The following is a 26746-nucleotide window of genomic DNA, read 5'->3' on the forward strand; positions in this document are numbered from 1 at the left end:
ACGGATGAACGCGCAGGACCCGTACGAGAAGACCTTCCCGCCGCTCCCGCCCGCCCCCGTCCGCGGCTTCGCCGCCACCTGGTGGGGCCGTGCCTGGCTGCGCGCCCTGGAGGACAGCGCGCTCGACGGCGTGCAGGTCAAGCAGGGCCGGCGGTACGCGCGTTCGGGCGCGGTCGGGGCCGTGTCCGTGCGGCCGGGCGGGCTGACGGCCGTGGTGCGTGACCCGGACGGTACGGCGCACCGGACCGACGTGCTGGTGCAGGAGTTCACGGCAGCGGAATGGGACCGACTGCTCGGGCTGGCGGCCGCCGAGTCGGGCCACATCGCGGCGCTGCTCGACCGGGAGGTGCCGCCGGAGCTCGCGGAGGACGCGGCGGCGGCCGGGGTGGAGCTGCTGCCCGGAATCGGGGACCTCGACCCGCGCTGCGACTGCGGGGAGTGGGACCACTGCCCGCACACGGCGGCCCTCTGCTACCAGTTGGCACGGCTGCTGGACCAGGACCCCTTCGTGCTGTTGCTGCTGCGCGGGCGCGCCGAGTCCGGTCTGCTGGCCGAGTTGGAGGAGCGCAGCACGGCGGAAGCGGAGGCTCTGGAAACCTCCGCCCAGGCCGACGCCGGTGGCGGTGGCGGGGGCGGGGGCGGTGGCGGGGCCGGTCTCGGGGTCCCCGCGTCCGAGGTGTACGCGGCGGCTGCCGCCCTGCCGCCCCTGCCCCCGCCCGCGCGGCTGCCGGACGCGCCGGGCCAGCCTCCGACGCTGGACACGGAGGCGGGGGCGGAGCCGCCGGGCCTTGACGTGGACGGGGTGGAGTTCCTGGCGCAGGCGGCTGCCGCGCAGGCGTACCGGCTGCTGGCGGAAGCGCTCGCTCCGGCCCATGCGGAGCGCGCCCCGCAGTCCGAGCCCACCATGGCGCAGGACGCCGTACGGCTCACGGCGGAGGCCCACGACCTTCGGGTCCGCTCCCGCCTGTCGGCGGCTTCCGACAGGGACCGGGCCGCCATGGACCGGGCCGTACTCGCCTGGGGCTTCGGCGGGGCACGGGCCGTCGCGGTACTGGAGGAGGACTGGACCCCGGACCGGGCGTCGCTCGCCCGGGCCCGGGCCGCGCTGGCGTCGGCCTGGCCCGACGGGGCGGACGCCGACACCGACACCGATGCCCCGGCCCCGGTGCTGCGCCGGATCCGCGCCCGCTGGACGGAACCGGCCGGCGACCGCCAGCTCCGCCTGGGCCGCGAGGGCCGCTGGTGGCCGTACCGCCGCGCGGCGGACCACTGGCTTCCGGCGGGCCCCCCGTCCACGGACCCGGCGGCGGCGCTGGCCGCACTGGACCCGGAGGACTGAGGATGCCGCAGGAGGCGCGGGGCGGGCCCGGCGTCAGAGGCGGCGTGCTGAGGTGCCCGGGGTGGGGCGGGGGTACGTCCGGGACTGCTTGACGCTGCCGTAGGCGAAGCTCGACTCGATCGAGGCGATGCCCGGGATGGCGTGGATGCGGTCGCGCACCAGGGACTCGTAGGCCTCCAGGTCCTCGATGACGACCCGGAGCAGGTAGTCGCTGCTGCCCGCCATCAGGTAGCAGTCCTGGATGTGCTCGATGAGTGCGACGTGCTCCTCGAAGACGCGTACCGCCGGCGCCGTGTGGCGTTCCAGGCGTATCCGTACGAAGACGGTGATCGGCAGTCCGAAGGCGACCTGGTCGACCACGGCCGTGTAGCCGCGGATCAGGCCGGCCTCCTCCAGCCGCCGGACCCGCCGCAGACAGGGCGAGGGGGACAGCCGGACGCGGTCGGCGAGATCCTGGTTGGACAGCCGCCCGTCGGCCTGCAATTCCCGGATGATCTGCAGATCCACTGCGTCCACGGCCGCTCCTTGGCAGATTCTGCCCCAAACGTACGTCCGGGAGACAGAACTGGCAATCGACTGCCCTGCCCGAGGCCCTAGCGTTGCGGGTGTACGGAATCCCGTACGCGCTTGCCGTACGCGCTACCCATGCGTACCTCCCGTACGCACTTCGCGTGGGGGCTTCCCGTACGCACCCCCGTACGGGCCGTCCCCACCCGGGCCCAGAGCTGGAGCACACTCCTTGGTCGCCATCGACACCCCGGCCGCGGCCCCTCCCCGGGCCCCCGGCCGAACGCTCGCGCACCGGTTCTCCCCGCAGAGCGTGGGCATGGCGGCACTGCTGGTGACCGTGGCGATCTGGGCCGCGTTCGCGCTCAGCGCCCGCGCGCTCAGCGCCTCGTCCCTGCTGCCGGCCGACGCCGCCCTGCTGCGCTTCGGCGTCCCGCTCGTGGTGCTGGCACCCGCCTTGTGGCGGCGTCGGCGCCGCATCGCGGCGGTGCGGCCGGGCGCCGCCGCCAAGATCGTCTGCGGGGCGGGGGTGCCGTTCTTCCTGGCGGCGATGCACGGCGGGGCCCTGACCTCCGCGGCCTTCGTCGGTTCGATCGTGCCCGGCATGGTCCCGCTGTTCGTCTCGGCGCTCATGGTCGGCCGCGGGCACCGCGCTCCCCGCGGCACCCAGGCGGCCGGGCTCGCGCTGATCGCGGTCGGCGTCGCCGCCCTCGTCTGGCGCTACGTGGTCCCGGTGGACGCGGACGTTCTGGAGGGCGCGGGCACGCTCCTGGTGGCCAGCGGCCTGTGGGCGCTGTACACGGTGGGGCTGAAGGAGGTCGACCTCGATCCCGTCGGCTCGATCGGCCTGCTCTGCCTGCCCTCGTTCGCCGTCATCGGACTCCTCGTCCTGACCGGGGTGCTCCCCACGGGCCTCGCGCACGCCGCCGGAGCCGACATCGCACTGTTCCTCGTCGTGCAGGGGCTCGGGGTCGGGCTCTGCGCCGGCCTGCTGTACGCCTTCGCCATCCGCAGGCTGGGCGCCGAGCGCAGCTCGGTCGTCGGAAGCCTCAGCCCGGTCGCCGTCGTCCTGCTCGCGGTCCCGGTGCTGGGCGAGTCACCGACCGCCGCCGTCCTGGTCGGCGTCCCGCTCATCACCGCCGGCGTCGTCCTCGCCAACCGCCGTCCCCGGCTCCAGGTACAGCCCGACACCCAGCCGCAACCGCAGCCCCAGCCCCGACCCGAGGTTCCCGCAGATGCTTGAGCTCCTTCCGCCGCCGCCCGCCGACCCGCTGTGGGTACTGACCGACGAGTTCGGCGCCGACGAGCGGCCCGAACGGCTCAACCTGGTCCTCGGCGTCTACCGCGACGAGACCGGGCGCACCCCCGTCATGGCCGCCGTGCGCGAAGCCGAGATCCGCCTCGCCGAGCGCTCCGCGTCCAAGGAGTACCGGGGCCTCTCCGGCAACACCGCCTTCAACCGGGCCCTGCTCGCCATGGTGCTCGGCACCGACCGGGGCGGCCCGGCCGAACGGGCCGCCGCCGTCCAGACCGTCGCGGGCTCCGGGGCCCTGCGGCTGCTGGCCGACCTGATCTGCCGTACCCGCCCCGGCGCCACCGTGTGGATCAGCGAACCGGCGTACGTCAACCACCGGCCCATCCTGGAGGCCGCCGGGCTGAAGGTGCGCGGCTACGGCTGGCGCGATGCCGAGGGCGGCTTCGACACGGAGGGCGTCCTGCGGGAGCTGGCCGGCGCCGGGCGCGACGACGTGGTCCTGCTCCAGGGCTGCTGCCACAACCCGACCGGGGTGGACCCGCTGCTGGACGACTGGGAAGCACTCGCCGAGTCGGCCGTCAGCGGCGGCTGGATCCCCTTCGTCGACCTCGCATACCACGGGCTCGGCGACGGTCTCGAGGCCGATCTGGTGGCGACCCGGATGCTGGCCTCGCGCGTGCCGGAGATGCTGATCGCGGTCAGCTGCTCGAAGAACTTCGGCCTCTACAGCGACCGCGTCGGCGGCGCCATCGTCCTCGGCGCCTCGGCCACGGCCGCGCGGCACGCCGAGACGGCCCTGCAGAACGCCGCCCGGACCCAGTACTCGATGCCTCCGGAGCACGGCGCCGCCGTCGTCACGGCGATCCTGGAGGACGACGGCCTACGGGCCGCCTGGCGCGCGGAACTGGACCTGATGCGCGGCCGCATCACCACCAACCGGGCCGTGCTGGCCGCCGGTCTGAGCGCGCTCGGCCGGCCCGGCGAGGCACGGACCCTCGCCCGGCAGAAGGGGATGTTCTCGATGCTGACCCTGACCGGACAGCAGATGCTGCGGCTGCGCACGGAGTACGCGATCTACGGCACGTCCTCGGGGCGCGTCAACATCGCGGGCATCCCGGAGCACCGCATCCCCTGCCTCGCGCGGGGCGTCGCGGCGGTCATGGACCACTGAGCCCGCCTGTCTCGGCTGGGGCGGGGGGGGTGGGGTCCGGCGAGGGCGGTTCGGCCAGGGCGGGTTTCGGCGAGGGCGGGTTCGGCGAGGGCGGGTTTCGGCAGGCGCATGCCGACGCACTGGCCGACGTACCGCTTGTCGGGGCGGCGGGCCGGTACGACGATGGGGCGCTCGGGGTACCCAGCACCGCGAGAGGGCGACATGGACGATCCTTCGGTGGCCCTGCCGGGCGGGGCCGACCCCGCCGAGCGGACGCGGGAACTGCGCCGGGCCCACGCCGCGTTCACCCAGGACGGGCGGGTCGAGGCCCCGGTGCGGGCGGTCATCGCGAGGTCCTGGCGCCGCTGCGCCCGGGCCCGGGTCAGCCCGGAGTGCGCGCCCCGGGTGGAGCTGGCCGGGGCGGAACTGCGGTCGTACCGGGAGCAGCACCCGCTGGCCCGGGTGCTCCCGCTGTTCCGGGACCTCGTGGGCGCCTTCGCCTCGGACGGGGCCCATCTGCTGGCGGTGTGCGACGCCCGGGGCAGCCTGCTCTGGGTGGAGGGCGAACCCGCCACGATGCGGCGCGCCGAGGGCCTCGGCTTCGTGCCGGGCGCCCGCTGGGCGGAGACGGCGATGGGCACCAACGCCCCCGGCACGGCGGTGGCGGTCGGTGAGCCGGTCCAGGTCTTCGGCGCCGAGCACTTCAGCCGCCGGGTGCACCCGTGGACCTGCGCGGCGGCTCCGGTCCGCGATCCGCGCACCGGAAGGCTGCTCGGCGCCGTCGACGTCACCGGGGGCGACTGGCTGGCCCATCCGCACTCCCTCGCCTTCGTGCGGGCGGTGGCGTGCGCGGCGGAGGCCCGGCTCGCGCTGCTGGATCCGGCGCCCCGGGCATCAGGGGACTGCCTCACCGCGCTCGGCCGCGACGAGGCGTTGCTGACCGGCGGTGACCGCGAGGTCCGGCTCGGGCGGCGGCACAGCGAGATCATGGCGCTGCTCGCGCACCACCCGGAGGGGCTGTCGGGAGAGGAACTGGCGATCGCCCTGTACGAGGACGAGTCGGTGTCACCGGTGACCCTGCGCGCCGAGATGTCACGGCTGCGCGGCCTGCTGGGACCCCGGGCCCCGCTCTCCCGCCCCTACCGCGCGGCCGCGCCGCTGGAGGCCGACTTCACCGCCGTCACCCGGCATCTGGCCTCCGGCGCCGTCTCGGCGGCCCTGGCCCGCTACCCGGGCCCGCTGCTGCCCGCGTCCACGGCGCCCGGCATCGTCCGGCTCCGCCGGCGCATCGAGGAGCAGGCGCGGGCCGCGGTGATCGCGCGGGCCGACCCGGGGCTGCTGACCGACTGGGTGTGCAGCCCGTGGGGCGCGGAGGACGCCGCGGTCTGGCGGGCCCTGGCAGCCGTGCTCCCGGCTGCCGGCCGGACGGCCGCGCTGGCCCGCGTACGGGCCATCGACGCGGAACTCGGGCTGCCGCCGGTGGACTTGCCGGGCGCCGGGGGCGCGCGCAGCGCAGCGCAAAGGCCCGGCATCGACACCGGCACCGCGGTCAGCAACGGCAGCGCGGCCCCCACCCCGCCACCCGTCCCCCGTTCACCGCGCGGCCGTGCAACGTACCGGCAACCTGCGCGCCCCTAGCCTCGCGGCGAGCACCGGCCGACGGCGGCCGGCGCCCGGCAAGGGAGGACCACCCATGGCCCGTTACGCTGCGCCCGGCACCGAAGGCGCGCTCATGTCCTACGCGTCCCGCTACGGCCACTTCATAGGCGGCGAGTACGTCGAACCCGCCCTCGGCCGGTACTTCGCCAACCCCTCCCCCGTGACCGGCGAGACGTTCACCGAGGTCGCGCGCGGCACGGCCGAGGACATCGAGCGCGCACTCGACGCGGCCCACGCCGCCGCTCCCGCGTGGGGTCGCACCTCGGTCACCGAGCGGGCCACCATTCTGCTGCGCGTCGCGGACCGGATGGAGCAGAACCTGGAGGCGCTCGCGGTCGCGGAGACCTGGGAGAACGGCAAGCCCATCCGCGAGACCCTGGCCGCCGACATGCCGCTCGCCGTCGACCAGTTCCGCTACTTCGCGGGCGCGCTGCGCGCCCAGGAGGGGGCCCTCAGCCAGATCGACGAGGACACGGTGGCCTATCACTTCCACGAGCCGCTGGGCGTGGTCGCCCAGATCATCCCGTGGAACTTCCCCATCCTGATGGCCGTGTGGAAGCTGGCGCCGGCCCTGGCAGCGGGCAACACCGTGGTGCTGAAACCGGCCGAGCAGACCCCGGTGTCGGTGCACTACCTGATGAGCCTGATCGGCGACCTGCTGCCGCCGGGCGTGGTGAACATCGTCAACGGCTTCGGCGAGGAGGCGGGCAAGCCGCTCGCGTCCAGCCCGCGCGTGGCGAAGGTGGCCTTCACCGGGGAGACCTCCACCGGACGGCTGATCATGCAGTACGCGGCGGAGCACCTCAAGCCGGTCACACTGGAGTTGGGCGGCAAGAGCCCCAACCTCTTCTTCGACGACATCTGGACCGCCGACGACGACCTGCGGGACAAGGCCCTCGAGGGGTTCACGATGTTCGCCCTCAACCAGGGCGAGGTGTGCACCAGCCCCTCCCGCGCCCTGATCGAGCGCGGCCGCTACGGCGACTTCCTCGACGCGGCCGTGGCCCGCACCGAACTGATCGTGCCGGGGCACCCTTTGGACACCGACACGATGATCGGCGCGCAGGCCTCGGCGGAGCAGCTGAAGAAGGTGCTGTCGTACGTGGAGATCGGGCAGCAGGAGGGCGCGAAGATCCTGACCGGCGGACAGCGCGTGGAGCACGGCGGCGAACTGGCGGGTGGCTTCTACGTCCAGCCGACCATCTTCGAGGGCGACAACCGCATGCGGATCTTCCAGGAGGAGATCTTCGGCCCGGTGGTGTCGGTGACCTCGTTCCAGGACTTCGACGACGCCGTGCGCATCGCGAACGACACGGCGTACGGCCTGGGCGCCGGCGTCTGGACCCGCGACATCAACACGGCCTACCGCGCGGGCCGCGCGATCCAGGCGGGCCGGGTCTGGACGAACTGCTACCACGCCTACCCGGCACACGCCGCGTTCGGCGGCTACAAACAGTCGGGCATAGGCCGCGAGACCCACAAGATGATGCTGGAGCACTACCAGCAGACCAAGAACCTGCTGGTCAGCTACTCCCCCAAGAAGCTCGGCTTCTTCTAAGAAGTCGAGAACGGCGCCTGACCTGCACAAACACATCCTTCGGGCACCACTGTCAACTCTAGGGGTAGCAATCGAAGCCGGGGAACTCCTGAGTCAGATCTCTCCGATCGCCGCCCTGTCATGCGTCGTCGGGGCGGTCCTCACCTCCGGGCGTTCTGTGCGCGGAGACCCATCGGATTCGCGGCTCCACAGGTCTGAGTAGTAAGCGTGCAGGCGGCCCTGACCGCGTCCGCCGTCCCTCGTACGTCGTGAACTCGCTCCGCCCGGCGCCATGGCGCACATCGGCCTGATCGCGCTCGGCCACCGCTGGCCGGCGGCACGGTTCAACCGGGACCCGAAATGGCCGGAACGACAGTGCCGGCCGCCTCCCACAACACGCCCCAAGGTCGGTAGACGAGCCCGATCACCATCGCCGCGATGAGCCTGTCCCGCCGAAGCACCGAGAGCGGATCACCGGGCAGTCGGTATCTTCGATCAACAACACTGGCCAGTGCAACGAGATCCCCAACGCCACCGCTCCCGGCGATCGCACGACAGGACGCACGGAGCGGGACCGCCGGCGGGCTTCACATCGGCCTGCCGCCTCTCCACGCTCTCGACCCCAGGCCGTCGTCGGCGCGCGTCGGCTGCACGTCTCCAGGGACATGCCGAAACCGTACAGGGATGGACCGGCAATGCTCCTCGACCAGCACGGCTAGAGTCGCCCCCGCCCATGTGGTGGCGGCCGAGAACAGCGGCGGGGCCACGTCCTGGGACCCGCGGGGCTACCAAGAGGCGTACCAGAACATCTGGCGGGGGGAGTGAGCACAGTTTGCTCACGGCACCCCGCCGATGCGGGCGACCAGGAGTGCGACGTCGTCATCGGCCGCCGCCGGAACGAGGTGGGTGATCAGCGAGTCGCACAGGTGGTCCAGCTGCCGCTGTGGATCCGCGAGCAGGTGCGTCAGCTCGGCGAGCCGCTCGTCCAGGTCACGGCCCCGGGCTTCGATCAGTCCGTCGGTGTAGAGCACGAGAAGGCTGCCGGGAGGCACGTTGATCTCGGTGGGAGTGAAGGCGATGCCCCCGACCCCCAGGGGGACACCGGGCGGGGTGTCCAGGAGCCGGACCGTGCCGTCGGGGAGCACGAGTGCGGGCGGCGGGTGTCCGGCCCTGGTGATGGTGCAGTGTCCGGTGGCCGGGTCGCAGACGACGTACAGGAAGGTGGCCAGCATCGGCTCGGCCAGATCATCGAGGACGGCTTCCAGCTGGTGCAACAGCCGTACGGGCGAAGGGTCCAGCCGTGCGAGGGCCCGCACGGAGGCGGACAGTCGGCCCATGACCGCGGCGGCGGCGATGCCGTGCCCCATGACGTCGCCGATGAGCAGGGCGGCCTTCCCGCCGGCCAGAGCCAGGACGTCGTACCAGTCACCGCCGATCTCGTTGACGTCGCTCGCGGGGAGGTAGCGGTGGCTGACCGCGATGCCGGGTGGCGGGGTGATGTGCTGGGGGAGCATGCTGCGCTGGAGGATGACCGCAGTGTCGTGCTCACGGTGGTAGAGGCGGGCGTTGTCGATGCTGAGCGCGGCGCGGGCGGCGAGTTCACCGGCGAGGGTGACGTCTTCGGACCCGAAGGGTCCTATCGGGCGGGTGCGGTAGAAAGTGGCGACGCCGAGCACCGTCTCCCGGGCAACCAGGGGTGCCATGACCAGTGAGTGCACACCCACCGCGACCAGTTGGGCGGGCTCGGCCGAGTGCCGGGCGGCGGGGGCGACGGCCTGTTCGTCGAGACGGGCGGTCAGGAAGGACTGCCGGGCCGCGAGGGCCTGCGTGTAGGGAGCGGCGACGGGGAAGACGAGCGTCCTGCCGAGGGGGGCGAGGACATCGGTCACCTTGGATCCGGACAGCGGGGCCTTGCCCAGGCGCCGCAGGGCGACCCCGCCGGTCAGCCCCGTGCCGGGCTCGTCGCCGCGCGCCAGCGCATCCAGGACGTCCACGGTAACGACATCGGCGAGGCGCGGCACGGCGAGATCGGCGAGTTCCTGCGCGGTGCGCTCCAGGTCGAGGCTGGAGCCGACCCGGATGCTGGCCTCACTGAGCATGGCGAGCCGGCGCCGTGCGGCTTCGGCCTCGACGTGGTCGCGCTGCTGCTCGGTGATGTCGACGAGCGAGGCGATGACTCCGATCGACATGCCGGCGGGATCCTCCACCCGGACGTAGGAACACGACCACACACGGTCATGGTCCGGTTCCGCCGGCGTCCGTCCGACACGGCGACGGTCGAGGACCGGCCGCCCGGTCTCCAGCACCTGCAGCATGGCGTCCTCCATCTCGCGGGCATTCACCTCCGGGAGGATCTCGGCCAGGCGACGACCCACGTGTGCCGATTCCGGCAGCCCGTTCATGGCTTCGAGCGCGGCGTTGACCTGCAGGAACCGCAGCTGCGAGTCGAGGATCGCGATGCCGACCGGGGAGCGGGCGAACAAGCCTTCCCATACCGCCGACGACCCCCGGATGCGCCGTGCCGCGTGGGCATCGGCAGCGAAGACCAGCACCGTGGCCACGCCGTGCCCGCGGTCGGACACCGGAGAGGCCCAGATCTCCAGCTCCAGTGGATGCCCGTCGCGGTGCCAGGCGGTCACCGTGCCCATCACGCCCCGCCCGGCGGCTGCGGCTTCCCAAAGAGAGCGGCCCAGACTGCGATCGGATCCTGGATGGAGGAGGTCTGCGATGTTGCGCCCCAGCATCTGCGGCGGCGCATAGCCGAGCAATTCCTGCGCGACCTGGTTCCAGCGCACGATCGTGCCGGTCGCGCTGGTGGCCACCAGCGCGACCGGCAGCGCGCCCAACCATCCGCCGGCAGCCTGCGCGGCGCCGCTGATCAGCTCGTCAACCGGGATGCGCTCATTCATCTGGCACCTGTACCCCACGCCGCAGCGTAATTGCCCTGCGTCCACGGTCGCCGTCAGGCCCCGAGCCGCTCGGGCGGGCCCTCCGGGAACCGGGTCCTACGGATCCATCGTCTGCCCGGTCGGCATGACACCGCCTCCTGGGGCCATTCGGGCAGACACGCTCCAGAGCACGCAGCACGTCTTCCACGGGCACCGGTGATCAGGACTTCCCTGGCCCGCGTGCCGTGACATTCCGGTGGCAGGGTTCCAGCCGTAGGCCGTCTCTTCCGGTTCTTGCCTGGCCCGCGCCCCGTGTACTCAGAGCGCGCCTCCCCCTCCGCCCGGCCGGTAGGTGACTCCTTGACGGCGGCGTTCTTTCGTTTCTCGACATGGATCCCATTCCGCTTTGCCGAGATCGCCGTGGCGTCTCGTCGACTCCGGTCGATCGAGGCATGCATCCGCCGCAGTCACTCCGGGAGGCTTTCCGTCATGGCCCTGGACCCATCCGTCGCAGCGCTGCTCGAGCAGGTCTCCGCGGTCCCGAGGAGGCCCATCATCACGGCTGATCCCGCGGAGCTCCGAGAAGCGGAACGCAGCTCGAATGCGATGGTGGCACCAAGGACGCCGATCGACGTCGGATCCGTGGTGGACGGCACGGTCCCAGGGCCTGCCGGACCTGTTCCGATGCGGGTCTACCGGCCTGCCGGCAAGGAGCCTGCCGCGACCATTGTCTTCTTTCACGGAGGCGGGTGGATCGTGGGAGACCTCGATACCCACGATCACGTCGCCCGCCGAATCTGCCGTGATCTCGGGGCCGTCGTGGTCGCCGTGCACTACCGGCGGCTTCCCGAGAACAGGCTCCCGGCCGCGTTCGGTGATTGTCTTGCCGTGGCCCGGTGGGCAGCCGGTCACATCGACGAGTACGGCGGCCGACGCGACAGTCTGGCCGTCGCGGGCGACAGCGCAGGGGCAGCCCTCGCCGCATCCGTCGCCCTCGCCTTTCGCGACGCCGGGGAGCCACTCGCGGCCCAGCTCCTGGCCTACCCCGCGACGGACCGCACACTGGGCGACTACCCCTCGTACACGGAGAACGGGGAAGGTTACCTGCTCACGCTCCAAGACCTCCGCGACCTCACGGAGATCCTCCTCGGTGGCGACGCCTCCGTCGCCCACCGACTTCCGGGCCTCCCCTCTGCACGCCGCGAGCCACAGGGGCCTCGCCCCCGCCGTCATCGCCACCGCTGCCTACGACCCGCTCCGCGACGAGGGCCTGGCCTACGCCCGCGTGCTGAAGGAGGCCGGGGTCGACGTCTTCGTCCGCAACTACGACGGCCTGGTCCACGGCTTCCTCAACATGTTCGCCCTCTCCCAGGGCGCGGAGAAAGCAGTCACCGAAATGATCGAAGAACTCGGGGCCCGCCTCCGTTGAGCAGCGATGACAAAGGCACGACGCGTCCGTCCGGAGGTCACGAAGCACCGCTGAACGGAAACCCGAGGTACGCGCAAAGGGCACATGCCACCCATACTCGTCGGCTACTTCTGAGTACCCACACGATCATGTAGCATCCGGCGTCCGGAACCGCACGATCCGTTTCGGACCATGGACGGAGGAGCGCCGGTCCTTTGAGATTCCGGATCAATCGCTCGGGCAGTTCGTTCACGCCTCCGGACCGGGAATGGCGCCTGCCGGAGCCGGCCGCACCCGCTCCGGCCGTACGGACCGTGGAACCGGAGGCCGTCGAAGCGCCTCTGTGGCCCCACGAGACAGCCCTCATACGCGCCTCCGTCCGGGTGGTCGAGCCACTCGCCGCAGAGATGACGGTCTACTTCTACGCGATCCTGTTCGCCCGCTACCCGGGGTTGGTCCATGCGTCGGTCCGGGCATTCGTGCGGGTTCAGTGCGGGGCTGACGAGATGTCGGCGCCGATCCGTGTGACCTGGACGGTGCTGAGGGGGCCGGCGTCCACTCGGGTGCGCAGGGTGGCGCCACGGATCAACTCAGTGACCATGAAGGCGCCCTGTCCGTGGCGGCCGGCAGCGTAGATGGTGACCAGGGCGCGGTGGGAAAGGCGGGCGAGCAGACGTGCTTCGTCATGGAAGCGGTCGGCCGTGACCGTGTCCGTGCCCACGCGGAACACTTTGACGGCCACCTCACGGCCCAGGACTTGATCCGTGCCGCGGAAGACATCCGCCGTCCCGCCGGATCCCATGGAACCTTGAAGCCGGGAGCGACCAGGCTCCTACAGCCAGCCGTTGCGGCAGAAGGCCCGGTAGAGGGCGCCTGCCGCGAGCGCCATGAGGCCCACGGCGAGGGGGTAGCCGCAGGTCCAGCCCAGTTCGGGCATGTGCTCGAAGTTCATGCCGTAGACGCCGGCCACCATCGTGGGGATCGCGAAGATCGCCGCCCACGCGGAGATGCGCCGCATGTCGTCGTTCTGCCAGGTGCCCACGCGGGCCTGCTGCGCGCCGAGGACCGAGTCCAGGAGTTCGTCCAGGGTCCGCACCTCGATGTCCGTGCGGTGCAGGTGATCGGCAACGTCACGGATGTACGGGATGGTCTTCGGCTGGCGCCTCTCCTCGCCCGGTCCGCTCAGGAGGCCCTGGACCACCGGGACGAGGGGCTGTACCGCGTCCCGGAACTCGCGGACCTCCCGCTTGAGGGAGTAGATGCGCTCGGTGTGGTCGACGCGGGAAGTCGAGAACACCTCGTCCTCGAGCCGGTTGAGTGTGGCGCGAACTCTGCGGGCGGCGTCGCTGTACGCGTCGACGGCGACGTCCAGCACCGCGTGCACCACGGCCCGGGGACCGAGGCGCAGCATGTCCGGATCGGCGTCCAGCCGACTGGCGGCCTCGGTCGAGGGATCCATCGGTCCGTGGCGAACGGTGACAACGCTGCGCGATCCCACGAAGATCATGATGTCGCCGGTCTCCACCGCCGTCCCCTCTTCCACATACCGGAGGGTCTTCAACGCTACGGCCAGCACGTCGCCGAACCGCTCGCGCTTCGGACGCTGCCGTCCATGCAGCGCGTCCTCCACGGCCAGCGGGTGCAGGCCCAGCTCTTCGGCCAGCTGGAGCAGATCGCTTTCCGAGGGGTCTGCCAGCCGGACCCGGGCGAACTCGCCGTCACCCAAGTCCCGCAGTCGCTTGAGGGCCGACTGGCAGGCGTCTTCGGGCAACTCGCACTCCACATGCTCCGAGCGGCCCGAGTCCTGGTCGTATATGACGCATTCCATCTCCCCCGCATGCTTCGCCATCCCACTCTCATGCACCGGCGGCCGACTTTCCTCTGGCGCCCGTCGTGTGGTGGGAGACACCGGCGACGGCTCGTGTAGGAGCATGCACGCGGGTAAGAGCGGATCCATGAACGCGGTAGGGGAGTTGCTGTCCGAGTCCGGCGTCGGGGGATGATCGGGTGGCTGGTGCACGTCATCGAGGCTGCCGGCGCGCTGATCATCTTCGCCGGCACGGTGTGGGCCTTCGCCCGGTTCGCCACGACCGGTCTGCGCCGGCGTTCCCTTATCGGCGAGTTCAACAAGATCCGCCTCAGTCTGGGACGTTTCCTCGTCCTGGGGCTGGAGTTCCAGCTGGCGGGCGATGTCCTGCGTACGGCGGTGGCCCCCGGTTTCACCGAGATCGGCCAGCTGGCGGCCATCGCGGCCATCCGCACCGTCCTGAACTTCTTCCTCACCCGGGAGATCGCACAGGAACGTGCCGAGATCGAACGGGACCAGGAGGAGGCCGTGCCGCAGGCTGCGGCCCCCTGACCATCCGACTCCGGGCCCCCGGTGTGTGATGCCGGGCAGTGGGGAACACGGGCTGGCGAGGTGATCGACTGTGCTCAGGCGAGGCGATGTTCGCGGACTTGCGCGCGCGGCTGTGACTGGACGGATCGACTTTGTGCGGCGTGCGGCACGAGGCCCTGGAAGTGAGCGGGACGATCTGATCCTGGGGGCCAAATCAGCGGTCGCGGCGATGGCCGCGTGGGTGGTCGCCCGCTACCTGCTGCCGCCGACCGTGTCCACGTTCGCACCGTTCACCGCGCTGGTCGCCCTGCAGGCCACGGTGTACCGCTCGGTCCGCGACTGCGTCCAGTACCTGGCGGCGATGGCCGTGGGGGCCGCACTCGCAGGCTCCCTGGCCGCTGTGGCGGGGATCCATGGGTGGACCTTCGGCCTCCTCACCCTGGCCGCGCTCGGCCTGGGAAGGATCGAGCGGTTCGGTGAGCAGGGCACCCAGGTCGCCATCGTCGGCTTCTTCGCGTTCTCCTCCGGCCACGGACGCATCGACTACATCGGCTACCTGGCCGCCTCGGTAGCCGTCGGTGCGCTGTGCGGCCTCAGCGCGCACCTCGTCCTCGCGCCCGCCCGCCACGTCCACCACCGGCAACAAGCAGTCGCCGACCTCTACACCGCGATGAGCCGACGCCTCGAAGGCCTGGCCGAGGTCTTCACAGGAAACGACCCCGACACCCAGCGCATCGGGCACTGGCGCCGTGACTGGCGCAAACTCGCCGCCGAATGCGAGCGCATCCAACACGCCATCGACACCGAGATCGAGAACACCCGCCTCCACCCCCGCCACCTCGCCGACCGCGCCGATATGGTCCTGCCCCGCGCCCGTGGCGCCGCCACCGTCGCCGAACGCACCATGGACCACCTCCGCTCCCTGACCCGCACCCTCCACTACGCCCTGGACAGCGGAGAGATCCAGAACCTCCCCGCATCCTTCCGGACCGCCTCCAGCTCGCTGCTGCGGAGGGCGGCCACCGCGATGCAGGAGATCGGCCAGACCTCCCTCACCGACACCGGGCACCTGGACGGCCTGATCGAGGACGCGACGGCAGAACTCAACCGCGTCGAACAACAGGAACGAGCAGCCTCCGAAGCCACGCCGGCCGTACACACCCTCCAGGGCACCCTCCTCACGGACATCGCCCGCCTCCTGACCGAACTCCGCTCCGGCCACAAAGCCCTCACCCCGAAACCCTGACCGAAGACCCGTACCAAGGACAACGTTCTCGCACGACCCCAAGCACGCGGCGCCTGGTGGCGATACCGCGCCACTGTTTCAAGCGGTCGAAGCACCGTTCGACGGCGTTGCGGCGCTTGTAGACGCTGCGGTCGAATGCCGGCGGGCGGCCGCCTCGGTTGCCTCGCCGGGCCCGGTTGTGGACCTGGTCGGACCGCTCCGGGATGGCGTGGGCGATGCCCCCTGCGTCGAAGCCAGGTCCGGATCGCCTTCGAGCTGTAGCCCTTGTCGCCGATGACGTGGCCGGGCCGCATCCGCGGCCGGCCACGAGACCGGAGAACCCATCGCCATCGAGGTCCGCAGCCGAGACGCAGGAGCCGAACAGGTCCCGGGCCTCCGCCTCACGAGGACCACGTCTCCGGCGCGGGTCTCCTCCCACCGGGCCACGGCCTGCGCGATGCTCGGCGAAGCGCCCGACCTGCCGGCCGATCAGCAATCGGATCACCTCCGCAGCGTCCTGTCCAGCGGCCGTAGGGCCCTCCCGAGGGGGACTAATGGAAGGGTTTGCCTCTATATCGCCGGGTAGACAGTACTGAGTTCGAATCCATCTACGCCGAAGAATGGAGACACCCCCGTGTCCGTCGTCAAGAACGCCCTCCCGGAAGCCGACCTCAAAATCGTCGGTGATGCGCTGCAGGGAGCCCTGGTGGACCTGGTCGACCTGTCGCTCGTCTCCAAGCAGGTCCACTGGAACGTGGTCGGCCCCCGCTTCCGATCGGTGCACCTCCAGCTGGACGAGGTCGTCACCGCGGCCCGCACCCACTCCGACGTGGTCGCCGAGCGTGCCGCCGCCCTCGGAATCACTCCGGACGGCCGGGCCGCCACTGTGGCTTCGGCGAGAGCCATCACCGACGTACCGGAGGGCTGGGTCAAGGACGTGGACGCCGTGCGCATGCTCGTCGACGCCCTCAGCACGGTGATCACCCGGATGCGGGAGCGCATCGCAGTCACCGACAAGCCCGACCCGGTCACCCAGGACATCCTGATCTCTCTGACCGGTGAGCTCGAGAAGCACCACTGGATGTTCGCCGCCGAAAGCGCCTGAGCCGACCGATGCGCTCCGGCTCCCCCCTGGAGGGAGCCGGAGCGTCGGCGTCCCAGTGGCCCGGAACGCCGGAACGCGGTGCAAGGGAGTCGGAGTCAGATCGGACGCACTGATCACCGTGTCCGCACTCACGTGAACCGAACCACCCCGGCGCCCCAGAAGTGGCTGGTCACCGGCCGCCTGACAAGCCGAAGGCCTTGTCAGATCGAGCCGACGACCTTGCGAGGGGTAACGCGGACGACGACCCGGTCGGTGTCGTCCTTCGACGCCGGGTTGAAGTCCGCGTAGTCCTTGCCCGTGTACTTGCGCGACAGTTCATCGATCAGTTCCTGCCCGCCCTCCGTGGTCAGCGTGGCCGTGCCGCGGACCTCGGCATAGGTGTAGGGCGCGTTGTGCGGGTTGATCATGACGGTGATCCGGGGATCGGCACGCAGGTTCTTCTCCTTGCGCCGGCCGACGGTCGTGGAGACCAACAGGTCCTCGCCGTCCCGGGTGAGCCAGGTGATCGACAGCTGCGGGCTGCCGTCCGGCTGGATCGTGGCAACGGTCGCAAAAACCGGGCTGTCGTCGATGAGCTTCTTCAGGTCCTCGGAGAGTTCGGCGGACACGGAGCGGGTTCCTTCCCTCGGCTGACTGCTGTCCCCGGGATCAACTGCCGCCAGTGGAGATCGGCAACGGACAGCCCCGCAGAATCTCTGCTGGCTCCCACCACGTTCCGGCCGCTCCCGTGCTCGGGAGCGGGCGCCGGTGGTGCGAAAACCCCCTCGTGGTCGTCTCAGGGCACCGACCCGCGGGGCGGGAGCCCTTCCGGCCGCCCGCGTGACCTCCAGCGCCTACATGTGGGACTGGCCGTAGTACCGGCCGAACCGCTCCAGGTAGTCGGACTCGCCGGCCTGTTTGGCCTCGTCGTACTCCGGTGCGTCCTTGACCTGGTCCTTCGTCCGGTTGACGTAGACCTTCTCCCCGATCATGTCGATGCGCTCGATGGTCCCGGCCGGCAGCAGCACATGCTTGCCGAAGATCCACACCCCCGTGTCCACGACCAGGTAGGAGGCTCCGACATCCTCGGAATGCTTATCGATCTTGCCGATGCTCCCGTCGGTGGCCTCCACCTTGTAGCCGACGATGTCGGTGCCCTTCAGGTATCCCGCGTTGGGGTGGTAGCCCCAGATGTCGAACGCGCTCACAGCGACGCCTTTCGGTTGTCCATGACTACGGACAACCTGACCGGATCTCATCGAACGCAAAACCCCAGCAAGAGAAAGCCACTCCGCTGCCTGCCGCTCGCGCTCTCTCGAACGCGACGACGGCCCTACCGCCGGGGCGCGGTAGCAAGACATCGACGGAACTGCTCCATCTCCCCCGTCTCAGAACTCTGGCAAGACTGACGCATTCCCGTTCGACGGTCAGGAGGCCCCTGCCTCACACACGCCCTTCACCGCGTTGCGGATGTCCAGGACCATCGCGGCCAGGACGGCAAGGCGTCCGCCTCACCCTGCTCGCGGCCCGGCCTTAGCCCCTCACCTGCGTGCTAGCGGCCGCCGGGTCAGGCGGGTCGCTTGAGGGGCCCCGGCCGGGACCCTCATACGGCCGACGGTCAGTGGGACAGCGGCAAGGACTCCTGTTCAACGTCCTGTTGGTGCCACCCGTATGGGTCCAGCCGGCAAGCGATCCCGTCAACGACTCGCCCAGCGCATGAGCGGCCTGCTGATGCGCCTCAGCGAGGATCGGGCCGGCAACACGCCGGTGGCGCTGACTGCCCCGCGGCTGCACGAGGCGCGCCTCCTCGACAACGACATCGCTAAGGTCGACGCCGCGCTGCGGCAGGCCGAGGACAGCCTGCGTTTCAATCCCCGCGTGCGCGAGGGGCATCTCTTCCTGCGGGTGCTGCGCACCGGGCTGGACACCTTGAAAATCTGCGCGGTGGTGCTGCGCTGCGCCGACCGGTTCAGCGAGTGCGCCGACGCCCGTCCGACGACAAGCCCCGCCCCGAAGACGGGTGAACAGCCCCCGCGGGGCCCGACGGCGTCCCTCGGTCATCGCTGACATGGCCCGGCCGACCGCACGGTCTTCCGGGTCTCAGTGTCCGGGCCCGTGCCGCCGGACCGCTCGGACCGCCAAAGCCGTCGGGACCGCCGGTCCCGTCCGGACCTCCCTGCCGGCGCCCGCCTGTCCCGCTCATCCGTTCTGCGTCGCGGTGGCGGAGCGGGCCGAGATCGGGGTGGCGATCTGCTCCAGGGAGCGGCCCTCGGCGGCAACCGCGTAGAAGACGGCCACCACTCCGGCGGCGACCATCAGCCCGGCGCCGACACAAAAGGCGAGCACCGCGTCGGAGACCACACCGCTGGAGGTCAGGTTCGCGAAGAGCAGCGGGCCCGAGATGCCTCCCGCCGCGGTGCCGACGGCGTAGAAGAAGGCGATCGCCATCGCGCGGGTCTCCATCGGGAAGATCTCGCTGACGGTGAGGTAGGCCGAACTGCCCCCGGCGGAAGCGAAGAAGAGCACGACGCACCAGCAGGCGGTCATCGTCACCGCACTGAGCCGGCCGGCGCGAAGAGCCATGCGGTGGCGAAGAGCAGCAGGCCGGAGAGGATGTACGTGCCCGCGATCATCGGGCGGCGGCCGACCGTCTCGAAGAGGCGCCCGAGCAGGAGCGGCCCGAGGAAGTTCAGGAAGGCGATGACGGCGAAGTAGTAGCCGGTCACTCCGCTGGAGACGTGGAAGAAGGTGACGAGGATGGAACCGAAGCCGAAGGTGGTGGCGTTGCAGAGGAAGGCCTGGCCGACGAAGAGGGAGAGGCCGAGGACGGCGCGGCGCGGGTAGGAGCGGAAGACCGTCTTCGCGATCTCGCCGAAGCCGATGCTGTGGCGCTGGGTGACGGTGATGGACTCCTCCGGCTCGGGCAGCCGGTGCCCCTTCTCCGCCTCCACCTGCCGCTCCACGTCCGCGACCAGGGCTTCCGCCTCCTCGGTCCTGCCGTGGATCATCATCCAGTGGGGGCTTTCGGGGACGTGGCGCCGCACCAGCAGGATGACCAGGCCGAGCACGACGCCCAGGGCGAACGTCAGCCGCCAGCCCACCGACTCCGGGAAGATGTCCGTGTTCAGGGCGACGACCGACAGGAGGGCGCCGGCCACCGCGCCGATCCAGAAGCTGCCGTTGATGATCAGGTCGACACGGCCCCGGAACCGGCTCGGGATCAGTTCGTCGATCGCCGAGTTGATGGCCGCGTACTCGCCGCCGATGCCGAAACCGGTGAGGCCGAGGGTGATCAGGAACAGCTTCTTGCGCCCGTAGAGGTCGGTGAAAAGCGGTTGGGCACGGTACGACGTGAGCTTCGCCGAATGGCTGTACCGCTACCTCATCGGCGAAGACATGGCCGGCCCCAACACCGCAGCCTTCTATCCCGGCCCGGTACAGCTGCGCCGACTTCCGATGACCGCTGGAGCGGCCAGAGGCCTGGAGCGGGCCGGACCGCGGCATATGACCCTGCCTGCCACCACAGTCGCAGACGCCTACCATGTTGCCTGGAGACCCAAACGAGACGACCTCTCAGCCCGGATTGCCTGAAGGGCACGTGTCCAGTGCCGCTTCCAGGGTGTGCGCGTACTTCCTGAAGTTCCGTTTGATGGCCTCCGGGGAATTGGACGAGGGCATCAGAACGCCGGGGAGGAAAGCCGCTCGCCACATCAGGAAGACCTCGCACGCCGTACGCGCGTGGGCGGGTGACCCCAGCAGGGCAGCGGTTTCGAGCACCTCGATGATGGTCGAGGCATTGGCCTCCACGCCCTGCGGCGCGCGGAACGAGGCCGTGCCCACCAGAGCGTGCAACAGGTGCGTCAGCTGAAGGTCTGCGCCCATCCGGGCCATGCGCCGCACCGCCTCGGCTCCACCGAGTTCCGGCGAGAACTCCTCGATGCAGCCGGACCACAACAGCAACGACGTGACGGGAATGTCATGCTCGCGCAGGTATCCCAGCTGATCGACGATGTCCATCGTCGTCGGATGGAATCTGCCGATGTCCCGCACTGCGGCAAGGATCCGGTCCAGTTCGGTGCGGCGGATCGTGACGAACTCGGCCACCGTTTCCCCACGGAGGGACGCTCCACATTCGACGATCCCCCCGAGAGGCCCGAAGATCTCCCGCGCGAGAGACGTCTCCGAGGCCATGGGCCGCTCATCCACCGCTGCTCATCCCCTTCGCGTGCATGTTCGTTTCCTCGTCGCCCTAGAACCGGTTGCTGAAGTGTTCCATGATCGCCTGCCCTTGCGGGAGGGCTTGTAGATGCTTGTTGAGCAGCTCGATTCCTTCCGGAGTATTCACGAAGTACTCGGGGAGATTGCCGGCCGGCCCCGAATGCAGCCTGTACACGGATTCGGCGAAATCCGGCGGGACCTGGACGCGCACGACGGTCCCAGCCGGACCCGCGTACTGGGTCGCCGCCCGATTGAAGTCGTCCGTCAGATAGACACCGGCATCCGGCGTGTACTGGCGCTTCACGTTGACATCGGGATCGAGCGAGAAATCAGGTCCCTTCCAGTCCGGGGTGCCGTGATACAGCACCTTGTACGGGGAGAGTCCGAGCGGGTCGAGCTCCCGGTACGGGTTCACCACGTAGGCCACGGGGTTGGCCGCGGCCTTCAGCCCCAGGGGGTCCGGGGTCGCATAGCGGGCCGTCTCGGGATCGTAGTGACGGTTGACGTTGTAGTGGAGACCCGACTCCGGGTCGTGGTATTGGCCCGGGAATCGCAATGGCGTGTAAGCCGTGCTCGCCACCGGCCACGCCACCGACCCCCACACGGTGCTGCGGCTCTGCCAGGCCAGGGTCCCTGATTCGTCGACGAGCTCCGTGGGCGTGCCCACCAGGTCCGTGACGATGGAGAAGAAGCGCTCGTCTATCGCTTCCTGCGGCGCGTCGGCCGGGAGAATGCGCTCCGTCTGGGTGAGGGGACGCAAGCCGTTGTGGTCCCACGTCATCGTCACCAGGTTCGACGAACCGGCCGAACGCGAGGTCTGCTCGCACAGCGTGGTCCCGTCCCAGACGAAGTCGACCCGCTCGACGACTGTTTCCCCGTCTGCCCCCAGTCGCTCCTTGGCAGTCCGGCGGTTCAGCGCGTCGTACCGGTAACGCCAGGGTGTCCCGTCAGGCGTGGTGACCTTGATCAGCCGGTCCTCGGTGTCCCATTCGTAGCGCCAGGTGTCCGGCTTCCTGGAGAGGCGGGTCTTCTGGCGCAGTACGACCCTGCCGAGCGCGTCGTACTCGTAGCGGACCGCACCCGCGCGGGTCACCCGCGTTCCGGTGTAGGCGCGCTCACCGAGGGATTCGGCACCGGGGTGCCCTTCGGGCCAGGAGGCCATGGTCTGATTGCCGGCCTCGTCGTAGGCGTAGCGCTCCGTCCAGCCGGCCGCCTCGACGCCCACGACCCGGCCGGCCGGGTCGAGGGTGAAGGTCCGGCTGCCATGGTGCGGATCCGAGGTTCCGGACAGGTGGCCGTCCGCACGGTAGCCGTAGTCGCGTTGCCGCAGGGTCGCGCCCTCGCGGCCCACGACACGCTGGCCCGTGAGGCGGCCCGCCTCGTCGTAGGTGTGCGAGAGGGTCAATGCTTCCGTGTGTCGCCCTACTTCCCGACCTACGACGTCCCGCTCGAAGGTCAGAGTGCGTCCCGAGACGGTGAGGGCCGAGCGCCGGCCCGTCTCGTCGTACGTCCACCGGGACTGGGCCCCCGTCGGCGTCGTACGGTGGGTACGGCGGCCCAGGGCGTCATGGGCGAAATCCATCGTGCGGCCGTCGACCGTCTCGGACCGTACGAGTCCGGCCCGGTCGCGCAGCCAGGTGACCGTGGCGTCCGGGGACGCCGCGGACACCAGGTGGTCCGAGACGTCGTACTCGAACGTGGTCACCAGGCCGGCCGCGTCCTTGTGGACGATCTGCCCCAGTTCATTGCGCCGGTAGGCGACGGTCTGGCCCAGCGCGTCGGTGCGGGAGGCCAGACGGCCACCCGCGTCGTAGGCATAGCCGAGCGGTCGCGAGTCGAAGTCGTTCTCCGCGATCAGACGGCCCGCCGCGTCATAGCTGTAGGTCCACGACAGACCCTGCGGATTGGTGACCTCCGTCAGGCGCAGTTCGGTGTCGTGGGCGAAGGTGTAGCGGGCTCCTTCCGGGCCGGTACGGGCCACCAGGAGATCGAAGTCGCCGTACTCGTAGGCCGTCACCCCGCCCACCGCATCCGTGTGGGTCAGACAGTTGCCTTCGCCGTCGTACGTCCAGGACTCCGAGGTGCCGTCGGGGTTGACCCGCAGCAGGATCTGCCCCTCCACGTTCCACGTGAAGCGTGTGGTGTGGCCCAGTGGATCCGTGACCCCTGTAGGACGGCCGAAAGCGTCCCGCTCGTACGATGTCGTCGCGCCGAGGGGTTCGACGGTGGCCATGACCCGACCGGCCGCGTCGAAACGAACCTGCGATGTGTGGCCGAGAGGGTCGACCACCGAGGCGAGGTGTCCCCTGCTGTCGTACATGAACCGGGTGGTCGCTCCCGAAGTACCGGTCACCGAGGTGCGGTTGCCGCGCTCGTCGTAGGTCTGACGGATGGTCGTACCGTCAGGGTTGACCACCTTCACCGGCAGTCCCAGTCCGTTGTACTCCGCCCTCCAGGCGCGGCCGTCCGGACGAACGACCGACAGCACCCTCCCCCCTTCGTCGTAGGTCCGCCGAGTGACCAAGCCGAGCGGACCGGTCTCTTCCAGTAGCTGACCGAACCGGTCGTACACCAGGCGCGTGGTCGCGCCCAGCTCGTCGCTGCGGGCGACGATCCGGGACCTGTCGTCGACCACGTAACGGCGGGTGTGCCCCTGAGAGGTGGTGACGGTGGTGACGCGGTGGCCCGTCGGCGCGTCGACCGTGTCGTAAGTCAGGGTCAGGCTCATGTGCCCGCCCTCGCCTCCCTCGGCGACGCAACGGTCTTGGTCGTCGTAGGCGTAGTCGTAGCGGCGGTCGTTCGTGTCGGTCCAGGAAGTGACGCGGTCGCACGCGTCGTAGGTGAAACGTAGTGGCAGACCGGAGGAATTGATGACCTCGGTGAGGTTCCCGTCCGTGTAGCCGTACGCGCGGATCCGTGGACCGCCTTCCAGATGGAGGGCGGTGATGCGACCCTGGGCCGTCTCGAAGTGCAGTCGATGGCCCCCGCTGTGGGATATGCCGGCCGGGGTCCCCTCCTCGTCGTACTCGAAGACGAGGAGGTTGCCGTTGCGGTCTTCCAGCTGCGCGAGTGGGGCCACTGCCGCTTCGGTGTTGTCCGATGGGCCGGTGAACCGGCGGACGTGGCCCGTGTCCGGATCGGTGAGTACGTAGTCGCCGTCCGGGGCCCGCTCGAGGAGCATGCGAGCACCGAATACGGGTCGGACGGGGACACCGGGCGCGGGGTGGGGGAAGGCCAGCAGGAGGCCGTCCTCCGCCACTAGCACCACTCCCTCGGCATCGATCTCAAGGCGCTGGTCGATCGTGCTGGCCCAGGACGGTCCGAACCAACGGCCGGCCCGGTAACCCGAATCCGCCCGGCGGGTGAAGACCAAGGGCAGCGCGCCGGGTATCTCCACGTCCGTCTGAGGGAGGTACATCCGGCCGGTGGCGAGGTCGATCGGGTCCGTACCCTTGCTCGTCTTGAGTGGGTCGGGGGTGGAGTGCGCTCCCGGTCCGTCCTTGTTCAGTGAGGCCCGGGGGCCGGTCTTGGGTATGTCGTCCAGGTGCGAGGCTGCGGAGCCGACCTTCTTCAATGACCCCAGGCCCTTGGAGCCGACGAGTTCGGGGATCAGCTTGCCGATGCCTTCGGAGGGGTCCTTCATGAACTCGTCGAGCATCTTCTTGCCCGCCCCGAGCGGGTCGTTGGCCATCGTGACCAGACCCGCCGCCGTCGAGTTCAAGTTCGTCACGTACTCGGCCGGGTGCGTCAGGTTGTACGGATCCATCGGATTCAGCGCACGCGCGAAGTTCACGATCCCCGCCGTGCCCTTGATGACACCACCCGCCAGGTGCGTCTTGGCTAGATCCATGTAATCCATGCCGTCGCCGAGCTGCTTCGCGTACGAAGGCTTCGGCGGAGCCGCGTCCCGCGCCGCCCGCACCGCCGTACGGACCGTCTCTGCCACGTCGTTGCGCTGCTTGCGGGCCGTATCCAGCTTGTCCTGCGCGGCCGTCGCGATCGCCGTCCCCGGATCGGTGAAGTTCTCCGAGGGGCGGGGCGGCAGCGGATCCTGCTTCGCCTTCAACGCGTCGTTGTACGTCTCGACCAGCTTGTTGTGCGCGCCGCGGGCCTCGGTGGAGACCTTCTTCGCCCGGTTGTACTCCTCCAACGCCTCCCTGGCCTGCCCCTGCGCCCACTCCACGGTCTCCGCGAACCGGCCCATCGCGTCCGCGGCCTTCCCGAACGCCTCGGCCGCCTTGAACCAGCGCGGCGGCTCCTTCGCCACCGACTCCCGGAAGGCCTCCGCCGTCTTGCCCTTCAGGCCGTCCGGCTCCCCCATCCCCTTCAGCCCGTTGCCGACCTTGTCGAAGGACGCCTTGAAATCGTTCAGATGGGACACCTGCGCGCGGATCTTCGACACACTGCCGTAGACCAGCCTGTCCGGATCCTCCGTCTGCCCCAGCTCCAGCTCCGCGACATCCGCGCCCAGCCGGTTCGCGGCCGAACGGCTCTTGTCACGGATCCAGTCACCGGCGTCATCCAGGCCGACCTCCTCCGCAAGGTCTGCCGTCTTGTCGCCGGCCCACTCGACCGCGTCACCGACCTTCTCCGCACCCTTCTCGACACCGTCCTCGACGACGTCCGGTACGAAATCCCGCCAGCCCATCAGTGACCGTCCCCGTCACGCCTCGCCTGCTCCAGCAGATCCTTCAGCGAACCGATCCTGCCCGTCGAGGTGACCGTGTCCCCCGTGTCCGACCACGTCTTCTTCACGTCCTCGGCACCCTTCTCGAAGGACTCCGCGCTGTAATCGGGCTTGTAGACGTCCGCGGAGAAGATCTCCCCCCACGGCTTCTTCTCGATCTCGTCCTCACTGGCGTGCGGATTGCCGTAGGCGGCGTTCGCGACGACCCGGAACGTGCCGTGAAGGTACTGCTCCTCCTCCCACACCGTGCCCGCCGCGATGCCCAGCGACTGTGCGAGGGTGCTCGCGTTCTGCACGAGGCTGCGCACGCCCCACTCCCAGCGCTCGCAGAAATCCTCGAAGTCGGTGGCGAGCCCGGCGTGCCCGGCCTCCATCCCCGTCATCGCCAGATTCTCGAACCCCGCACCCATCGACGCACCGGCCGCATCCCCCGACTCCCGCAACTCACCGATCGCCGCCCGCAACCCGTCCCGAATGCTCTTGACCGCCGCCGGCGAAACCTCGAGATCCCCGTCGCCCGCCATCAGTCCACCTCCCCACGGTCACCGATATCCACGGCGCTGCCCTCGGGAACGATCCCCGCCACCGGCGGGAAGAACATCGACCCGTCCCCGTCCGCGACGTTCACGACCACACCCGCCGGACCATCCGCCAACCGAACCAGCAGCACGGCCCGCCGGAACTCCCCCAGCAGACGTGCAGGATCACCCCGCCCGTCCCGTATCGCCGCGATCTCTAAGGTCAGTTCCATGGCCCGTATCCCCTCCAGCTCCGGTCAGCGTCCGCAGGAGGCACGCCAACGGGGACCCCGGCGGTTCCACTCAGGCCCCTGAGACTCCTCCATCACCAGGGAGATCCCGGTGACCTCCTAGCCGGCGCGGGCGGCAGGCCAACCCCTCGCGGGACTCCGCACATCCGGATGCACGTAGACGGGTTCTCGACCAAGAGCACCTGTGTCCACGAGCTTCTCCTGTCTACCATCCTCGATCGAGTCCGCCCAGACCGCCGAAGCCGCTGCCGCCCGCGCTGTCCAGGCCGAACGGCCGGGCATCACCGAGCTCGATCAGTGTCGTTGTGGGTTCACCCGCTTCCGCCGACGGCCACGGCCGCGGCCATGCAACAACAGCCCCCTCGCTCCCCCCAGACCGAGATCCGGGCCAGTTACGGGCCAGCACCGTCCCAGCAGAGGAACATGTCTTCGCCTTACCTGGTCAGGAGCGGTGTAGCGCGCGTACCACCAGCACTCCAAGAACTTGCCGGTCAGCTACTCCCCCAAGAAGCTCGGCTTCTTCTAGATGGGCGAAGTCCACTGTCGGAAGCGGGCGTTGCACATCCCGGCCAACACCCGCTCCGGCCGGGCCTATTGATCAGAAACTCATGGGGTTCCCGCCGAGGACGTTGCGGACGTGGGAGCCTCTGTCGGCGGCCAGACCCGGCCGGGCCTCAGAGCC

18 protein-coding genes and 4 pseudogenes are annotated in these 26746 nt (G+C 70.2%); 10 read left to right on the top strand and 12 right to left on the bottom strand.

All coding sequences use genetic code 11. From position 1 onward, the window contains the following. Positions 1-4: 4 nt before the first annotated feature. Positions 5-1339 (top strand): SWIM zinc finger family protein, encoded by a 1335-nt coding sequence (locus AC6CKD_RS18630; protein WP_498328578.1) that lies wholly within the window; start codon positions 5-7, stop codon positions 1337-1339. Between the two features lie 33 nt (positions 1340-1372). Here the strand turns inward: AC6CKD_RS18630 and AC6CKD_RS18635 are convergent, their stop codons facing one another. Further along, positions 1373-1855 carry an Lrp/AsnC family transcriptional regulator gene (locus AC6CKD_RS18635; RefSeq protein ID WP_498328579.1) on the bottom strand — a complete coding sequence of 161 codons (483 nt, stop codon included), beginning with the start codon at positions 1853-1855 and terminating at the stop codon, positions 1373-1375. Positions 1856-2078: 223 nt separating this feature from the next. On the opposite strand from AC6CKD_RS18635, the gene AC6CKD_RS18640 reads away from it, so the two are divergent. The 4 genes from AC6CKD_RS18640 (at position 2079) to exaC (ending at position 7468) form a co-directional block, all read left to right on the top strand. Then, positions 2079-3089 (top strand): EamA family transporter, encoded by a 1011-nt coding sequence (locus tag AC6CKD_RS18640; RefSeq protein ID WP_498328580.1) that lies wholly within the window; start codon positions 2079-2081, stop codon positions 3087-3089. Further along, the gene (locus AC6CKD_RS18645; protein ID WP_498328581.1) at positions 3082-4272 is read left to right on the top strand and encodes an amino acid aminotransferase; all 1191 of its coding nucleotides are present in this window, start codon (positions 3082-3084) and stop codon (positions 4270-4272) included. The genes AC6CKD_RS18640 and AC6CKD_RS18645 overlap by 8 nt, the downstream gene beginning before the upstream one ends. Before the next feature lie 201 nt (positions 4273-4473). Then, positions 4474-5889, top strand: a complete 1416-nt coding sequence (locus tag AC6CKD_RS18650; protein WP_498328582.1) for a sigma-54-dependent transcriptional regulator family protein — start codon at positions 4474-4476, stop codon at positions 5887-5889. 55 nt (positions 5890-5944) lie between these two features. Beyond that, complete coding sequence (gene exaC / locus AC6CKD_RS18655; RefSeq protein WP_498328583.1) at positions 5945-7468, top strand: acetaldehyde dehydrogenase ExaC; 1524 nt, start codon at positions 5945-5947, stop codon at positions 7466-7468. An 815-nt stretch (positions 7469-8283) separates the two neighbouring features. On the opposite strand, the gene AC6CKD_RS18660 is transcribed toward exaC, so the two are convergent. Continuing rightward, positions 8284-10356 carry a SpoIIE family protein phosphatase gene (locus tag AC6CKD_RS18660; RefSeq protein ID WP_498328584.1) on the bottom strand — a complete coding sequence of 691 codons (2073 nt, stop codon included), beginning with the start codon at positions 10354-10356 and terminating at the stop codon, positions 8284-8286. Positions 10357-11019: 663 nt separating this feature from the next. Between AC6CKD_RS18660 and AC6CKD_RS18665 the strand changes: the two are divergent. Further along, positions 11020-11764, top strand: a pseudogene (locus tag AC6CKD_RS18665) (alpha/beta hydrolase). A 466-nt stretch (positions 11765-12230) separates the two neighbouring features. On the opposite strand, the gene AC6CKD_RS18670 reads toward AC6CKD_RS18665, so the two are convergent. Both AC6CKD_RS18670 and AC6CKD_RS18675 read right to left on the bottom strand, forming a co-directional pair. Further along, the gene (locus AC6CKD_RS18670; RefSeq protein ID WP_498328585.1) at positions 12231-12545 is read right to left on the bottom strand and encodes a protein kinase domain-containing protein; all 315 of its coding nucleotides are present in this window, start codon (positions 12543-12545) and stop codon (positions 12231-12233) included. A gap of 30 nt (positions 12546-12575) precedes the next feature. Beyond that, a complete protein-coding gene (locus tag AC6CKD_RS18675) occupies positions 12576-13592 on the bottom strand; it encodes a magnesium and cobalt transport protein CorA (RefSeq protein ID WP_498328586.1) in 1017 nt (338 codons plus the stop codon). 150 nt (positions 13593-13742) lie between these two features. Between AC6CKD_RS18675 and AC6CKD_RS18680 the strand changes: the two genes are divergently transcribed. Both AC6CKD_RS18680 and AC6CKD_RS18685 read left to right on the top strand, forming a co-directional pair. Next, the gene (locus AC6CKD_RS18680; protein WP_498328587.1) at positions 13743-14102 is read left to right on the top strand and encodes a DUF1622 domain-containing protein; all 360 of its coding nucleotides are present in this window, start codon (positions 13743-13745) and stop codon (positions 14100-14102) included. Positions 14103-14214: 112 nt separating this feature from the next. Next, positions 14215-15327: an aromatic acid exporter family protein gene (locus tag AC6CKD_RS18685; protein WP_498328588.1), complete on the top strand. Its 1113-nt coding sequence runs from the start codon at positions 14215-14217 to the stop codon at positions 15325-15327. On the opposite strand, the pseudogene AC6CKD_RS18690 reads toward AC6CKD_RS18685, so the two are convergent. Beyond that, positions 15311-15632, bottom strand: a pseudogene (locus AC6CKD_RS18690) (transposase); the annotation flags it as partial. The gene AC6CKD_RS18685 and the pseudogene AC6CKD_RS18690 sit on opposite strands and share 17 nt — an antisense overlap. Positions 15633-15940: 308 nt before the next feature. Between AC6CKD_RS18690 and AC6CKD_RS18695 the strand changes: the two are divergent. After that, the gene (locus AC6CKD_RS18695; protein ID WP_498328589.1) at positions 15941-16411 is read left to right on the top strand and encodes a Dps family protein; all 471 of its coding nucleotides are present in this window, start codon (positions 15941-15943) and stop codon (positions 16409-16411) included. 200 nt (positions 16412-16611) lie between these two features. On the opposite strand, the gene AC6CKD_RS18700 is transcribed toward AC6CKD_RS18695, so the two are convergent. Together AC6CKD_RS18700 and AC6CKD_RS18705 are read right to left on the bottom strand one after the other, a co-directional pair. Further along, on the bottom strand, positions 16612-17019 hold the full coding sequence (locus AC6CKD_RS18700) for a PPOX class F420-dependent oxidoreductase (RefSeq protein ID WP_498328590.1): 408 nt from the start codon (positions 17017-17019) through the stop codon (positions 16612-16614). Positions 17020-17244: 225 nt separating this feature from the next. After that, positions 17245-17598, bottom strand: a complete 354-nt coding sequence (locus AC6CKD_RS18705) for a PRC-barrel domain-containing protein (RefSeq protein WP_498328591.1) — start codon at positions 17596-17598, stop codon at positions 17245-17247. Positions 17599-18011: 413 nt separating this feature from the next. On the opposite strand from AC6CKD_RS18705, the pseudogene AC6CKD_RS18710 reads away from it, so the two are divergent. Further along, a pseudogene (locus AC6CKD_RS18710) lies at positions 18012-18358 on the top strand (hypothetical protein); the annotation flags it as partial. Between the two features lie 231 nt (positions 18359-18589). Here AC6CKD_RS18710 and AC6CKD_RS18715 read toward each other — a convergent pair. The 5 genes and pseudogenes from AC6CKD_RS18715 to AC6CKD_RS18735 form a co-directional block, all read right to left on the bottom strand. Then, a pseudogene (locus AC6CKD_RS18715) lies at positions 18590-19716 on the bottom strand (MFS transporter); the annotation flags it as partial. 247 nt (positions 19717-19963) lie between these two features. Further along, positions 19964-20494 carry a hypothetical protein gene (locus tag AC6CKD_RS18720; protein ID WP_498328592.1) on the bottom strand — a complete coding sequence of 177 codons (531 nt, stop codon included), beginning with the start codon at positions 20492-20494 and terminating at the stop codon, positions 19964-19966. A 145-nt stretch (positions 20495-20639) separates the two neighbouring features. Continuing rightward, the gene (locus AC6CKD_RS18725; protein WP_498328593.1) at positions 20640-25256 is read right to left on the bottom strand and encodes a putative T7SS-secreted protein; all 4617 of its coding nucleotides are present in this window, start codon (positions 25254-25256) and stop codon (positions 20640-20642) included. After that, the gene (locus tag AC6CKD_RS18730) at positions 25256-25678 is read right to left on the bottom strand and encodes a hypothetical protein (RefSeq protein WP_498328594.1); all 423 of its coding nucleotides are present in this window, start codon (positions 25676-25678) and stop codon (positions 25256-25258) included. Before AC6CKD_RS18730 ends, AC6CKD_RS18725 begins: the two co-directional genes overlap by 1 nt. A gap of 140 nt (positions 25679-25818) precedes the next feature. Further along, the gene (locus tag AC6CKD_RS18735; RefSeq protein ID WP_498328595.1) at positions 25819-26046 is read right to left on the bottom strand and encodes a hypothetical protein; all 228 of its coding nucleotides are present in this window, start codon (positions 26044-26046) and stop codon (positions 25819-25821) included. Between the last annotated feature and the right edge of the window lie 700 nt (positions 26047-26746).

This window comes from Streptomyces sp. GQ60, from assembly GCF_059758875.1.